Source organism: Cellulosimicrobium funkei (genome assembly GCF_004519295.1).
GTDB lineage: Bacteria > Actinomycetota > Actinomycetes > Actinomycetales > Cellulomonadaceae > Cellulosimicrobium > Cellulosimicrobium funkei.
This window is the reverse complement of record NZ_SOZH01000006.1, coordinates 15,317-29,850: the sequence shown is the minus strand read 5'-3', so window position 1 is coordinate 29,850 and position 14,534 is coordinate 15,317. Positions and strand designations below refer to the sequence as shown.

General features: G+C 73.2%; 12 protein-coding genes. 5 read left to right on the top strand and 7 right to left on the bottom strand.

All coding sequences use genetic code 11. From position 1 onward, the window contains the following. Positions 1 to 57: 57 nt before the first annotated feature. Positions 58 to 732, bottom strand: coding sequence for a 4a-hydroxytetrahydrobiopterin dehydratase (locus E1O70_RS10855; protein WP_021482629.1), 675 nt, complete (start codon positions 730 to 732; stop codon positions 58 to 60). 80 nt (positions 733 to 812) lie between these two features. Next, positions 813 to 2,531 (bottom strand): dihydroxy-acid dehydratase, encoded by a 1,719-nt coding sequence (gene ilvD, locus E1O70_RS10850; protein ID WP_021482630.1) that lies wholly within the window; start codon positions 2,529 to 2,531, stop codon positions 813 to 815. 126 nt (positions 2,532 to 2,657) lie between these two features. Between ilvD (E1O70_RS10850) and E1O70_RS10845 the strand changes: the two genes are divergently transcribed. Continuing rightward, positions 2,658 to 3,218: a hypothetical protein gene (locus tag E1O70_RS10845; RefSeq protein ID WP_051028306.1), complete on the top strand. Its 561-nt coding sequence runs from the start codon at positions 2,658 to 2,660 to the stop codon at positions 3,216 to 3,218. Between the two features lie 78 nt (positions 3,219 to 3,296). Here E1O70_RS10845 and ilvD (E1O70_RS10840) read toward each other — a convergent pair whose 3' ends face one another. After that, on the bottom strand, positions 3,297 to 5,159 hold the full coding sequence (gene ilvD, locus E1O70_RS10840; RefSeq protein WP_021482360.1) for a dihydroxy-acid dehydratase: 1,863 nt from the start codon (positions 5,157 to 5,159) through the stop codon (positions 3,297 to 3,299). 320 nt (positions 5,160 to 5,479) lie between these two features. On the opposite strand from ilvD (E1O70_RS10840), the gene E1O70_RS10835 reads away from it, so the two are divergent. Then, complete coding sequence (locus E1O70_RS10835) at positions 5,480 to 6,064, top strand: DoxX family protein (protein WP_061268753.1); 585 nt, start codon at positions 5,480 to 5,482, stop codon at positions 6,062 to 6,064. Between the two features lie 86 nt (positions 6,065 to 6,150). Here E1O70_RS10835 and E1O70_RS10830 read toward each other — a convergent pair whose 3' ends face one another. Then, entirely contained in the window at positions 6,151 to 7,782 is a 1,632-nt protein-coding gene (locus tag E1O70_RS10830; protein WP_082774701.1) for a peptide MFS transporter, read from the bottom strand. 51 nt (positions 7,783 to 7,833) lie between these two features. On the opposite strand from E1O70_RS10830, the gene E1O70_RS10825 reads away from it, so the two are divergent. The 3 genes from E1O70_RS10825 to E1O70_RS10815 all read left to right on the top strand — a co-directional run bounded on the left by E1O70_RS10825 (position 7,834) and on the right by E1O70_RS10815 (position 10,180). After that, complete coding sequence (locus E1O70_RS10825) at positions 7,834 to 9,213, top strand: cryptochrome/photolyase family protein (RefSeq protein ID WP_061268754.1); 1,380 nt, start codon at positions 7,834 to 7,836, stop codon at positions 9,211 to 9,213. 113 nt (positions 9,214 to 9,326) lie between these two features. Continuing rightward, positions 9,327 to 9,695: an ArsR/SmtB family transcription factor gene (locus E1O70_RS10820; RefSeq protein ID WP_043654229.1), complete on the top strand. Its 369-nt coding sequence runs from the start codon at positions 9,327 to 9,329 to the stop codon at positions 9,693 to 9,695. Next, positions 9,692 to 10,180 carry an SRPBCC family protein gene (locus tag E1O70_RS10815; protein WP_061268755.1) on the top strand — a complete coding sequence of 163 codons (489 nt, stop codon included), beginning with the start codon at positions 9,692 to 9,694 and terminating at the stop codon, positions 10,178 to 10,180. The genes E1O70_RS10820 and E1O70_RS10815 overlap by 4 nt, the downstream gene beginning before the upstream one ends. 208 nt (positions 10,181 to 10,388) lie before the next feature. On the opposite strand, the gene allB is transcribed toward E1O70_RS10815, so the two are convergent. The 3 genes from allB to E1O70_RS10800 are packed head-to-tail and all read right to left on the bottom strand — an operon-like array spanning position 10,389 to position 14,499. Continuing rightward, entirely contained in the window at positions 10,389 to 11,768 is a 1,380-nt protein-coding gene (gene allB / locus E1O70_RS10810; protein ID WP_082774702.1) for an allantoinase AllB, read from the bottom strand. A gap of 27 nt (positions 11,769 to 11,795) precedes the next feature. After that, the gene (gene gcl / locus E1O70_RS10805) at positions 11,796 to 13,571 is read right to left on the bottom strand and encodes a glyoxylate carboligase (protein WP_021481125.1); all 1,776 of its coding nucleotides are present in this window, start codon (positions 13,569 to 13,571) and stop codon (positions 11,796 to 11,798) included. Between the two features lie 43 nt (positions 13,572 to 13,614). Then, complete coding sequence (locus tag E1O70_RS10800) at positions 13,615 to 14,499, bottom strand: 2-hydroxy-3-oxopropionate reductase (protein ID WP_061268756.1); 885 nt, start codon at positions 14,497 to 14,499, stop codon at positions 13,615 to 13,617. Positions 14,500 to 14,534 lie beyond the last annotated feature (35 nt).

Here is a 14,534-nt window from a genome sequence, read left to right as displayed (position 1 = left end):
CGCAGGGACCGGACGGTTCCTGCGCGCTCGTCTCATCCCCGACGCCACCGGCCCCGGTCAGTCGCGCGCCTGCCAGGTGCACACGCACGCCTCGTTGCCCTCGGCGTCGGCCAGGACCCAGAACGCGGGCGCGCGACGGTCGGACACGAGGTGCCCGCCCGCGGCGATGGCGGCGGTGACGCGCGCCTCCGCGACGTCGTGCGGGACCGTCACGTCCACGTGGATGCGGTTGCGCTGCTCGCGCGGCGCGTCCATCTGCTGGAACCAGAACGCCGGGGCGCGCCCGCTCGGGTCGCGGAGCTCGGGCGCGGGCAGCTCCGGGGCGCCCTCGTCGAACCCGAGGACCGCGCGCCAGAACGGCTGCACCGCCGTGCCGACGAGGGTGTCGATCGCGATCTCGAGGTCCTGCACCGCCGTCGGGTCCGCGACGAGGTCGAGCTCGCGCGCCGCCGCGGAGATCTGCCGGGCGAGGGCCACGTCGCGCGCGCTGACGCCCCCGACGTCGTGCGAGGTCAGCCGGACCGTCACCGTCCCGTATCGCAGGTCGACGTCGGGGTGGTGGTTCGCCGCCTCGGCGAGCTCGCCGATCGCGTCGACGAGCTCCACCCCCGCGGTGAACGACCCCGTGCGGAACAGCGTCTGCACCGTCCTGAGGATGAACCGCCAGTCCTCGACGCCGTCGCTGTCGTGGAACTGGCGCGCGGTGATGCGGTCGTCCGCCGTCTGGGTCATGGCCGTCCTCCGGGGTGCGTCGCTGCGGCGAGGTGCGACACCACGCTAGTGCGCGCCTCCGACGCCCGCGCGCTCCGGGGTCACTCGAGGATCGCGCCGCGCGACGCCGACTGGACGAGCTTGGCGTACTTTGCCAGCACGCCGCGCGTGAAGGTCGGGGGCAGCGGCGCCCACCCGTCGCGGCGCGCGGCGAGAGTGTCGGCGTCGACGAGCAGGTCGAGCGTCTTGTTCGCGACGTCGAGCCGGATCGGGTCGCCGTCGCGCACGAACGCGATGGGGCCCCCGTCGACCGCCTCGGGCGCGACGTGCCCGACGCACAGGCCGGTCGTCCCGCCGGAGAAGCGGCCGTCCGTGAGCAGCAGGACCGTCTTGCCGAGCCCCGCGCCCTTGATCGCACCCGTGATGGCGAGCATCTCGCGCATCCCCGGGCCGCCCTTGGGCCCCTCGTACCGGATGACGACGACGTCCCCGTCGGTGATCGTGCCGTCCTCCAGGGCGTCGAGCGCCGCGCGCTCGCGCTCGAAGACGCGCGCGGTGCCCTCGAACACGTCCTCGTCGAACCCGGCGGACTTCACGACGGCGCCCTCGGGCGCGAGCGACCCGTGCAGGATCGTGATGCCCCCGGTGTGGTGGATCGGGTCGTCGAGCGCACGCAGGATCTTGCCGTCCGGGTCGGGCGGGTCGATCTCGGCGAGGTTCTCCGCGACGGTGCGGCCCGTCACGGTGAGCGCGTCGCCGTGCAGCAGGCCGGCGTCGAGCAGGGCCTTCATGACGACGGGCACGCCGCCGATGCGGTCGACGTCGTTCATCACGTAGCGCCCGAACGGCTTGAGGTCGCCGAGGTGCGGCACGCGGCTCGCGACGCGGTCGAAGTCGGCGAGCGTGAGGTCGACCTCGGCCTCGTGCGCGATGGCGAGCAGGTGCAGCACCGCGTTGGTGGAGCCGCCGAACGCCATGACGACGGCGATCGCGTTCTCGAACGCCTCCTTCGTCATGATGTCGCGCGCTGTGATGCCGAGCCGCAGCAGGTTGACGACGGCCTCGCCCGAGCGGTGCGCGAACGCGTCCCGGCGCCGGTCCGCCGACGGCGGCGCCGCCGAGCCGGGCAGCGACATGCCCATCGCCTCCGCGACCGACGCCATCGTGTTCGCCGTGTACATGCCGCCGCACGCGCCCTCGCCGGGGCAGATGGCGCGCTCGATGCGGTCCACGTCCTCGCGGCTCATGAGCCCGCGCGCGCACGCGCCGACCGCCTCGAACGCGTCGATGAGCGTGACGTCCTTCTCCGTGCCGTCGGAGAGCTTGACCCAGCCGGGCATGATCGAGCCCGCGTAGAGGAACACGCTCGCCAGGTCTAGCCGCGCTGCCGCCATGAGCATCCCCGGGAGGGACTTGTCGCACCCGGCGAGGAGGACCGTCCCGTCGAGGCGCTCCGCCTGGACGACCGTCTCGACCGAGTCCGCGATGATGTCGCGGCTCACGAGCGAGAAGTGCATCCCCTCGTGGCCCATGGAGATGCCGTCGGAGACGGAGATCGTCCCGAACTGCAGCGGGTACCCGCCGCCCGCGTGCACGCCCTCCTTCGCGCCCTGCGCGAGCCGGTCGAGCGACAGGTTGCACGGCGTGATCTCGTTCCACGAGCTCGCGATGCCGATCTGCGGCTTGGCGAAGTCCTCGTCGCCCATCCCGACGGCGCGCAGCATGCCGCGCGACGCCGTCGCCTCCAGGCCGTCGGTGACCTGGCGGGAACGCGGCTTGAGGTCGGGTCCGGCGTCGGACCCCGAGGTGTGCCCAGTCATGACCCCACTCTAGGAACGGCACCGGCGCGGGGCGCGGCGGGACGCGCCGCGGCACGGAGGCCCGCCCGGCCCGTGCAGGCCCGAGACGGGCCGACCGCGGTGCGAGGCGCACGGCATCATGGGGCCGTGCACACACGCCCCGGAGCCGTCCGAGCCGTCCTGCCCGTCCTCGCCCTGGCCGCGACCGCCGCGTGCGCGGCTCCCGCGCCGTCGGGCACGAGCCCCGGCTCCCCCACCTCCGCGACGTCCGCCCCCGCACCGGACGCGACGACCGGGACGCCCGACGACGCCGCGACCGCGACGGAGACCGCGAGCGCCGAGGAGGCTCCCCAGGGGCAGGTCGAGACGCCCGAGGAGTCGTTCCGCGCGTGGCTGGCCGCGAGCCGCGCGCCCGATGTCGAGGTCGCGTGCGGCTACCTCGCACCGGAGCTCGTCGACCGGATGGTCGCCGAGATGACGGCACAGGGGTGGCCGGGCATCACGGACTGCGCGTCGATGACCACGACCACCGCCGGTCTCTACGCGGCCGTGGGCGACGTGCCGGAGGTCGAGGTCGGCGTCCGCGAGGAGCGCGCCGACGCGACGGTGCTGTCCGTCGTCTACGACGGCGGCGACTGCGGGACCGCCGTCATGGTGCCGCAGGGCACGCGGTGGGTCGTCACCGAGCAGTCCGAGGAGGAGTGCTGACCCTCGCCGCGGGGGGCTCCGCGCCCGCGCACGACGACGGGCCCGCACCTCGGGAGGTGCGGGCCCGTCGTCGTCGGGTCAGCGGCGCTTGATCAGCGACACGTCGCGGACGGCGCCGCGGTCGGCGGACGTCGCCATGGCGGCGTAGGCCTGGAGGGCGGGCGAGACGTAGCGGTCGCGGTCGACCGGCTGCCACGGGTTCTCGCGCGCCTCCATCTTGGCGCGACGCTCGGCGAGCACGTCGTCCGGCACGTTGAGGCGGATGAGGCGCGTGTCGACGTCGATCTCGATCTCGTCGCCGTCCTCGACGAGGCCGATGACGCCGCCCGCGGCGGCCTCGGGCGAGACGTGGCCGACGGAGATGCCCGACGACCCGCCGGAGAAGCGGCCGTCGGTGATGAGCGCGGTGACCTTGCCGAGGCCGCGGCCCTTGATGAACGACGTCGGGTACAGCATCTCCTGCATGCCGGGGCCGCCCGCGGGCCCCTCGTAGCGCACGACGACGACGTGGCCGGGCTGGACCTGCTTGGTGAGGATCTTCTCGACGGCCTCGTCCTGCGACTCGCAGACGAGCGCCGTCCCGACGAAGTGGAAGACGTCCGGGTCGACCCCGGCGGTCTTGAACACGGCGCCGTCCTCGGCGAGGTTGCCGCGCAGCACGGCGAGCCCGCCCTCGACGGTGTACGCGTGCTCGAGGTCGCGGATGCAGCCCTCGGCCGCGTCGGTGTCGAGCGACTCCCAGCGGTTCGACGTCGAGAACGCCTGCGTGGTGCGCACTCCCCCGGGCGCCGCGTGGAACAGCTCGACGGCCCGCTCGGTCGCCTTGCCGCCCCGGACGTCCCAGTCGTCGAGCCACTCGCGCAGCGTCGGCGTGTGCACGCTCGTGACGTCGTGGTCGAGCAGGCCCGCGCGGTCGAGCTCGCCCAGGAGGGCGGGGATGCCGCCGGCACGGTGCACGTCCTCCATGTGGAAGTTCGGGTGGTTCGGCGCGACCTTGGACAGGCACGGAACCTGGCGGCTGATGCGCTCGATGTCGGTGAGGTCGAAGTCGACGCCCCCCTCCTGCGCGGCGGCGAGGATGTGCAGCACGGTGTTCGTCGAGCCGCCCATCGCGACGTCGAGCGCCATGGCGTTCGAGAACGCGGCCTTGGTCGCGATCGAGCGGGGCGCGACGGAGTCGTCCTCGTCCTCGTAGTAGCGCTTCGCGAGCCCGACGATCGTGCGGCCGGCCTCGAGGAAGAGCTCCTTGCGCGCGGCGTGCGTCGCGAGGGTCGAGCCGTTGCCGGGGAGCGACAGGCCGAGCGCCTCGGTGAGGCAGTTCATCGAGTTCGCGGTGAACATGCCGGAGCACGACCCGCACGTGGGGCACGCGTTCTCCTCGACCTGGGCGAGCGCGGCGTCGGACACCGCGTCGTCGGCCGAGTAGTTGATCGCGTTGACGAGGTTGAGCGGGGTCTTCGCGACGCCGTCGGCGACGACCGCCTTGCCGGCCTCCATGGGCCCGCCGGACACGAAGATCACCGGGATGTTGAGCCGCAGCGCGGCGTTGAGCATGCCGGGCGTGATCTTGTCGCAGTTAGAGATGCACACGAGGGCGTCGGCGCAGTGCGCGTTGACCATGTACTCGACCGAGTCGGCGATGAGGTCGCGGCTCGGGAGCGAGTAGAGCATGCCGCCGTGGCCCATGGCGATGCCGTCGTCGACGGCGATGGTGTTGAACTCCTTGGAGACGCCGCCGGCCTCGCGGATCGCGGACGCGACGAGGTCGCCCATGTCCTTGAGGTGGACGTGGCCGGGGACGAACTGCGTGTACGAGTTGGCGATCGCGATGATCGGCTTGCCGAAGTCCTCCGCGCCCATGCCGGTCGCGCGCCAGAGGGCGCGGGCGCCGGCCATGTTGCGGCCGTGGGTGGACGTCCGAGAGCGCAGGGGGCGGCTCATTCCGGGTCAGCTCCTTCGACGGGGTGCTGCGACCGATCCTCCGGCCGCCGGGTCACATTACGCCTCGTCGGGGCGGTCCGGCCGAGGCGTCCGTCTCGTGGTCGTGCGGCCTACGTACGTAGCCCCGAGGGACCTACGGGATGTCCACGCGATCCGGACGTAAGGGTTGAACCGCCTCCCGTACCCCTGCCACCGTGGGCGAGCACGTCACGGCCGGACGACCACCGCGACGCCTCGACGGGGAGCGGCACACCGCTCGGGTCGGGGTGGGTCCTCGCCGGCCCCGACCCGACCACTTCTCTCCCCGAGGGGGCACCTCCATGTCCACGTCCACCACGTCCGCGCCGCCCAGCGCCACCCCGGGAGCCGCAGCGCGCACCACCGACCCCGTCACCCAGGACGACGTCGTCACGCGCTCGTCGGCCCGCCACGCCCTCGCGCTCACGCGGATCGGCACGGCCCTCGTCTTCCTGTGGCCGTTCACCGACAAGCTCGTCGGCCTCGGGTACGCGACCCCGCGCGAGCGCGCGTGGCTCGCGGGCGGCGCGCCCACGCAGGGCTACCTGGAGAACGGCGCCCAGGGCCCGCTCGCGAGCACGTTCGCCGCGATGGCGAGCCCCGTCACCGACTGGCTCTTCATGCTCGGGCTGCTGGGCGTCGGCCTCGCGCTCCTGCTCGGGATCGGCCTGCGCGTCGCTGCGGTGAGCGGCACGGTCCTCTTCGCGATGCTGTGGCTCTCGCAGTGGCCGCTCGCGGCCGGTTCGAACAACCCGGTCGTCGACGACCACGTCCTCGTGATCCTGCTCCTCGCCGTCCTCGCGACGACGCTCGCGGGCGACACGTGGGGCCTCGGCCGTCGCTGGGCGGCCCTCCCCCTCGTGCGCCGGGCGGCCTGGCTGCGCTGACGCGCCGCGAGACCGGCACCCCCACGGGTGCAGGACCGGAGCGGGGCCGCGACGTCGCGGCCCCGCTCCGTCGTCGGGCGTCGCGCTCAGGCCCCGGCGGTGTGCGCGCCCTCGAGCTCGTCGGCGTGGCGGATGTGCCGCGTGACCCACGGCGCGAGCGCGAACAGCGCGAGCGCGAACACGAGGGTGATGGCGCCGATGCCGCCGAAGTACGCGGTGTCGGAGGCACCCTCGGTGACCTGCACGACCTGCGCCGTGATGGCCTGCCCGGCGGCGGGCGCGAGGAACCACAGGGCCATCGCCTGGGACCGGAACGCCTTGGGCGCGAGCAGCGTCGTCGCGGCGAGGCCGACCGGCGACAGGCACAGCTCGCCGAGCGTCTGGATCACGTAGACGAGCACGAGGACCCACGACGGCGCCTTGCCGTCGCCGACGACGGCCGACGCGGCCGCGAGGAAGAGGAACGACACCGATGCGAGGGCGAGGCCGATCGCGAACTTGTTGGCCGTCGTCGGGCGGTCGCCCGTCTTGAGCCAGATCCACGCGAACACGGGCGCGAGGACGATGATCGACAACGGGTTCACCGACTGGAAGAACTCGGGGCTGATGCCCACGCCGAAGAACGTCAGGTCGGTGCGGTCCTTCGCGAACGCCGAGAGCGTCGTGGCCGCCTGCTCGAAGATCATCCAGAAGAGCATCGCCGCGACGAACAGCGGGATGTACGCGATGACGCGCGGCCGCTCGGCGTCCGTCACGCGCGGCGAGCGGTACATGACGATGAAGTAGGCGATCGGCGCGAGGAACGCCAGGTAGGACATCGTGTCGATGAAGGTCGAGATCTCGAACCCGCCGGCGACGAGGACGGCGACCAGACCGACGAGCACCACGCCGCCCGCGATGAGGAGGAAGATCCGCGCGATCTTCGCGCGCTCCTCGGGGCGGACGGGGTTGGGCACGTGCGCCCCCGCCTCGCCGAGGTAGCGCCGGCCCGCGACGAAGAACACGAGCGCGACGGCCATCCCCACCGCGGCCACGGCGAAGCCCGCGTGGTAGCCGCCCCAGGCCCGCGCGGCGCCCACGAGGAACGGCGCGACGAACGAGCCGAGGTTGATGCCCATGTAGAAGATCGAGAAGCCCGAGTCGCGGCGCGGGTCGTCGCGCGCGTACAGCTCGCCGACCATCGACGACACGTTCGGCTTGAGCAGGCCGGTGCCGAGCGCGACGAGCGCGATGCCCACCATGGAGAAGCCCGTGCCGGGGACCGTGAGGCTCACGTGCCCGGCCGCGATGATGATGCCGCCGTACAGGACGGAGCGCCGGGACCCGATCACGCGGTCCGCGAGCCAGCCGCCCACGACGGACAGCAGGTACACGCTGGTGCCGTAGATCGACACGAGCGCGAGGCCCGTCGTCTCCCCGATGCCCAGGCCGCCGTTCGCGACGGTGTCCGTGAGGTAGAACAGCAGGATCGCGCGCATCCCGTAGTAGCTGAACCGCTCCCACAGCTCGGTGGTGAAGAGCGTCAGCAGCCCGCGCGGGTGCCCGAAGAACGCGTGGTCCCCGACGATGGCCCCCGCGGCGGGCCCCTCGGCCGCCCCCACTCCGGCCGCGGTACCCGGCCCGAGGGGCGGAGCCCCGGCCTCCGGCTCGGTGCGCGCCTCGCGCCCGAGCGCGCGGCGTCGCGCGTCGTCCTGCTCTCGTCGGTCGTCGCCACCCATCCTGCGATGCTCCCACCGGCGTGCACCGCCTGCGACCGTTAGCGTGGCCGGATGCCGACGCTCTGGTGGTGCCGCCGCGACCTCCGCCTCGCCGACAACCCGGCCCTCGTCGCGGCGGTGCAGGCCGCCCGGGGCGCGGACGACGAGGTCGTCGCGCTCTACGTGCTCGACCCCCGCCTGTGGGGCGCCGCGGGCGACCCGCGCCGCGCCTACCTCGCGCGCAGCCTCGCCGCGCTCGACGAGGCGACGGGCGGCCGGCTCGTCGTCCGGCACGGCGACCCGCGCGCCGTCGTGCCCGCCGTCGCGCGCGAGGTCGAGGCGCGCGAGGTGCACGTCGCGGCGTCGTTCGAGCCCTACGGCGTCGCCCGCGACGTCGCGGTCGAGGAGGCGCTGCCCGACGCCGACGCGCACCTCGTGCGCACCGGCTCGCCCTACGCCGTCGCGCCGGGGCGCCTGCGCACGCGCACCGGGACCCCGTTCCAGGTCTTCACGCCGTTCCGCGACGCGTGGGTCGAGCACGGCTGGCGCGACCCGGCGCCGAGGCCGCGCGACGTGCCGTGGGCCACGCTCCGGTCGGACGGCGTCCCCGCCGACCCCGGTACCGACGCCCGGCTCCCCGCGGCGGGCGAGGCCGCGGCGCGACGGCGCTGGCGCAACTTCCTCGCGGACCACCTCGCGGGCTACGCGACCGAGCGCGACCGCCCGGACCGGCCCGCGACGTCGGGCATGTCGGTGCCGCTGAAGTGGGGCGAGCTGCACCCGCGCACGCTCCTCGCCGACGTGCGGAGCGCCCTGCACGACGGCTCCGCGCCGTCCGACGACGCGCTCGCCTACCGCTCCGAGCTCGCCTGGCGCGAGTTCCACGCGGACGTGCTGTTCCACCACCCGGGGGCGGCGCAGCAGTCGTTGCGGACCGTCGTCCCGGAGGACGCGTGGGCGGAGGGTGCCGCCGAGGACGCGTACCTCGCCGCGTGGGCCGAGGGCCGCACGGGCTACCCGCTCGTCGACGCCGGGATGCGCCAGCTCCTCGGCGAGGGGTGGATGCACAACCGCGTGCGGATGGTCGTGGCGTCGTTCCTCGTCAAGGACCTGCACGTGCGGTGGCAGCGCGGCGCGGAGCACTTCATGGCGCACCTCGCGGACGGCGACGTCTCGCAGAACCAGCTCAACTGGCAGTGGGTCGCGGGGACGGGCCGCGACGCCGCGCCGTACTTCCGCATCTTCAACCCCGTCACCCAGGGCAAGAAGTTCGACCCCGACGGCACGTACGTGCGCCGGTGGGTGCCGGAGCTGCGGGAGGTCGAGGGCCGGGGGGTCCACGAGCCGTGGACGCTGCGCGAGCTGCCGGCCGGGTACCCCGAGCGGATCGTCGACCACGCCGTCGAGCGGAAGGTCTCGCTCGACGACTTCGAGCGGGCCCGGCGCGCCTGACGCGTTCTTCTCAACCAAAGGGTTGACGACTTGCCGGGTGCGGCGTAGCGTCGTTGTCAACCAATGAGTTGAAGAACCGGACGCCGTACCCCGGCGCCCCACGAGGAGGTCCCGTGACGGCCGACCCGCTCTCCCGCGTGTTCTCGGCGCTCGCCGACCCCACGCGCCGCGACATGGTGGCCCGGCTCGCGTCGGGAGACGCCAGCGTCGGCGAGCTCGCCCGGCCGTACGACATGTCCGTCCAGGCGGTGTCCAAGCACCTGCGCGTGCTCGAGGACTCCGGCCTGGTGACCCGCACGACGGACGCCCGGCGCGCCCCCGTGCACCTCGAGGCGGAGGTGCTGGACCTCATGACGAAGTGGATCGAGCGCTACCGGCGCGAGGCCGAGGACCGCTACCGCCGCCTCGACGACGTCCTGCGCGACCTGCCCGACCGACCGGGCACCACCGAGAACGACCCGACGACAGGAGCAGCACCATGACCACCACCGGCACCCACGAGACCGAGATCGTCGTCCCCACGGACCTCCCGATCGTCCGCATCGTGCGCGAGTTCGACGCGCCCGCGGCGAAGGTCTTCCGCGCCCACCTCGACCCGGAGCTCTTCGCGCGCTGGAACGGCCCGCGCTACCTCACCCAGCGCAACGAGCTCTGGGACGTGCGCACGGGCGGCGCGTACCGGTACGTCCAGGTCGACCCGGACGGCAACGAGTACGCGTTCTTCGGCAGCGTCCACGAGGTGCGCCCGGACGAGCTCATCGTCCAGACGTTCACGTTCGAGGGCTTCCCCGACGGCGTCTCGCTCGACCGCCTCGCGTTCGAGGACCTGCCCGACGGCCGCAGCCGGCTCACCGCGACGTCGCTCGTCGACTCGTTCGAGGGCCGCGACGGCTTCGTCGCGAGCGGCATGGAGGTCGGCGTCCGCGAGGGCTACGAGCAGCTCGACGAGCTCCTCGCGCAGTCCTGACCCCCACGCCCTCCACCCCGCCGAGGTAGAGCCCCGGTCCGCCGAGGTAGAGCCGTGGTCGCGACCAGGGCTCTACCTCGGGCGATCAGGGCTCTACCTCGCGCTCGACGAGGGGCGGCACCCACCAGCGGTGCCGACCCTCGTCGTGTACGGGTCAGGTGGTTCCCCGTGCCCGGCCCCCGCGGCCGGGCACGGGAGTCTCAGCCCCTCACGCGTCGCCGCGCGCGAGCAGGCGGCCCGTGGGGCGGTCGAGGGTGATCTCCTCGCCCCGCAGGTACGTCGCGACGACGGCGCCCGAGAGCGCGCGGTCGGCGTACGGCGTGATCGGGTTCTTGTGGTGCAGGACCTTCGGGTCGACGACGAACGCCGTGTCCGGCTCGACCACCGCGAGGTCCGCGTCGAAGCCGAGCGCGATCGAGCCCTTGCGCCGCAGGCCCGCGACGGCCGCCGGTCGAGCCGACATCCACTCGACGACGCGCGCGAACGGCACACCGCGCGTCCGCGCCTCGGTCCACACGATCGCGAGACCGAGCTGGAGCGACGACACCCCGCCCCACGCCGTCCCGAAGTCGCCCGTGTCGAGCTCCTTGAGGTCGGGCGTGCTCGGCGAGTGGTCCGAGACGATGCAGTCGATCGTGCCGTCGAGCAGCCCCTCCCAGAGCAGCTCGCGGTTGTCGATCTCCCGGATGGGCGGGCAGCACTTGAACTGCGTCGCGCCGTCGGGGATCTCCTCGGCCGCGAGCGCCAGGTAGTGCGGGCACGTCTCGACCGTGAGGCGCACGCCCTCGCGCTTCGCGCTGCGGATCATCGGCAGCGCGTCCGAGCTCGACAGGTGCAGCACGTGCGCGCGCGCCCCGGTCCAGCGCGCCGCCTCGATCACCGCGGCGATCGCGACGTTCTCCGCGCCGCGCGGGCGCGACGCGAGGAACGTGTCGTAGTGGTCGCCGTGCGGGGTGGGCGCCCGCTCGATCGCGCGCGAGTCCTCGGCGTGCACGAGCATGAGCCCGTCGAAGTCGGCGAGCAGGCGCAGGTCGGCCTCCAGCTCGTCGGGCTCGAGGTACCCGAACTCCTCGACCCCCGAGTGCAGCAGGAAGCACTTGAACCCGAACACGCCCGCGTCCCACAGGGGCCGCAGCTCGTCCGCGTTGCCAGGCACGGCGCCGCCCCAGAACCCGACGTCGACGAACGCCTGGTCGCGCGCGACCTTCTGCTTGGTCTCGAGCGCCTCGACGTCGACCGTCGGCGGGATCGAGTTGAGCGGCATGTCGACGATCGTCGTCACCCCGCCCGCGGCGGCGGCCCGTGTCGCGGACGCGAAGCCCTCCCACTCGGTGCGCCCCGGCTCGTTCACGTGCACGTGCGTGTCGACGAGCCCGGGGACCAGCACCTGGTGCGGCCCCAGCTCGACGACGCGCGCGCCGTCGAGCCCCGCGCCGAGCGGCTCGATCGCGCGGACCACTCCCCCGACGACACCTACCTCGCGCGGGTGCTCGCCACCGGCGACGAGCACGCGCTCGCCGCGCACGACGAGGTCGTACTCGTGCCCGCGACCGCTCACCTCACCCGTGCCCATCGCGCCCTCCGTCATGTCTCCTGCTCCCTGGGTGCGGCGTGCTCAGTCGAGCAGCGCGGTGGCGGTGGGGGCGTCCTCGGCCGAGATCGCGAGGTCCTCGAACTCGTTCACGCCCGTGATCTCGACGCCCATGGCGATGTTCGTGACGCGCTCGAGGATGACCTCGACCACGACCGGCACGCGGAACTCCGCCGCCATGGCCTGCGCCTTCGCGAACGCCTCGCCGAGCCCCTCGGGGTCGGTCACGCGGATCGCCTTGCAGCCCAGCCCCTCGGCCACCTTGACGTGGTCGACGCCGTAGCCGCCCAGCTCGGGCGAGTTGACGTTCTCGAACGAGAGCTGGACGTGGTAGTCCATGTCGAAGGCCCGCTGCGCCTGGCGGATCAGGCCCAGGTAGGAGTTGTTCACGACGACGTGCACGTACGGCAGGTTGAACTGCGCGCCGACCGCGAGCTCCTCGATCATGAACTGGAAGTCGTAGTCGCCCGAGAGCGCGACGACCGGCTCGTCCGGCACGGCCTTCGCGACACCGAGCGCCGCCGGCCCCGTCCAGCCGAGGGGCCCGGCCTGGCCCGCGTTGATCCAGTGCCGCGGCTTGTACACGTGGAGGAACTGCGCGCCGGCGATCTGCGAGAGCCCGATGGTCGTGACGTAGCGCGTCTCGGGGCCGAAGGCCTTGTTCATCTCCTCGTACACGCGCTGCGGCTTGATGGGGATCTCGGTGAAGTGCGTCTTGCGCTGCAGCGTCCGCTTGCGCTCGGCGCACTCGGCCGCCCAGCCCGCGTAGTCGCGCGCACGGCCGGCGTCGCGGCGCTCGCGCGCGACCTCGACGAACAGCTCGAGGGCCGCCTTCGCGTCCGACACGATGCCGTAGTCGGGCGCGAACACGCGACCGATCTGCGTCGGCTCGATGTCGACGTGGACGAACGTGCGGCCCGCGCGGTACGTGTCGAGGCCGCCCGTGTGGCGGTTGGCCCAGCGGTTGCCGATGCCGAGCACGAAGTCGGACGCGAGCAGGTTCGCGTTGCCGTAGCGGTGCGACGTCTGGAGACCGGCCATGCCGGCCATGAGCGCGTGGTCGTCCGGGATGACGCCCCAGCCCATGAGCGTGGGGATCACGGGGACGCCGAGCGTCTCGGCGAGCTCGACGAGCAGGTCCTCGCCGCCCGCGTTGACGATGCCGCCGCCCGCGACCAGCAGGGGACGCTCCGCCGCGAGCAGCAGGTCGATCGCCTTCTCGGCCTGGGCGCGCGTCGCCGTCGGGCGGTGCACGGGCAGCGGCTCGTAGGTCGCCGGGTCGAACTCGATCTCCGTGAGCTGCACGTCGATCGGCAGGTCGACGAGCACCGGGCCCGGGCGGCCCGAGCGCATGAGGTGGAACGCCTGCTGGAAGACCTGCGGCACCTGCCCGGCCTCGAGGACGGTCTTGGCCATCTTCGTCACCGGAGCGGCGATGCTCGCGATGTCGACGGCCTGGAAGTCCTCCTTGTCGAGCTTGGCGACCGGCGCCTGGCCCGTGATGCAGAGCATCGGGATCGAGTCGGCCCACGCGGCGTAGAGGCCGGTGATCATGTCGGTGCCCGCGGGGCCCGACGTGCCGATGCAGATGCCGATGTTCCCCGGCTTCGCGCGGGAGTAGCCGTCGGCCATGTGCGACGCGCCCTCGACGTGGCGGGCGAGCACGTGGTCGATGCCGCCGTGCGCGCGCATCGCGGAGTAGAAGGGGTTGATGGCGGCGCCGGGCAGGCCGAACGCCTGGGTCGCGCCCTCGATCTCGAGGATCGCCACTGCGGCGTCCACCGCACGCATACGAGGCATGGTTTCTCTCCTTGCTGGAGGTGACGTCGTCGTCAGGGGGAAGTCAGGAGCCGTCGCGGCCGGACAGGCGCTCGACGCCGCGGAACAGGCCGGAGTGGTCGAGGCCGCCGTCGCCGTTCGCGCGGGCGGAGGCCATGAGCTGGGCGACGAGGCCGCCGAGCGGCGCGACGACGCCCGCCTCGCGGGCCGCGGCGGTGACGATGCCGAGGTCCTTGTGGTGGAGCTCGATCCGGAAGCCGGGGCCGAAGTCGCGGTCGAGCATCTTGCGCGCCTTCTGGTTCAGCACCGCCGAGCCCGCGAGGCCGCCGCCCAGGACCTCGATCGCGGCCTCGGTGTCGACGCCGTAGGCCTCGAGGAAGACGACCGCCTCGGCGAGCGCCTGGATGTTCGCAGCGACGATGAGCTGGTTCGCGGCCTTGACCGTCTGGCCGGAGCCGTTCGGGCCCACGTGCACGACCGTCTTGCCGACGATGTCGAGGAACGGCTTGGCCGCCTCGAAGTCCTCGGGCGTGCCGCCGACCATGATCGACAGCGCGGCGTTGATCGCGCCCGGCTCGCCGCCCGAGACGGGGGCGTCGACGATCCGCAGGCCCGCGTCCTTCGCCTGCTGCGCGAGCGCGACCGTGACGTCCGGGCGGATCGAGGAGAAGTCGACGACGAGCGCGCCGGGCTTCGCGTTCGCGAGGACGCCGTCGTCGCCGGTGAGCACCGCCTCCACGTCGGGCGAGTCCGGGACCATGATCGCGACGACGTCGGCGCCCGAGACCGCGTCGGCGACCGACGCGGCCGCGCGACCACCCGCCTCGACGAGCGGCGCGGTCTTCTCGGGGCTGCGGTTGTAGCCCGCGACGTCGTGCCCGGCGTTCTGCAGGTGGACGGACATGGGGCTGCCCATGATGCCGAGTCCGATGAAGGCGATGGAGGCCATGGTGTGCTCCTCTTGGGTGGTTCGGGTCGGGGGTC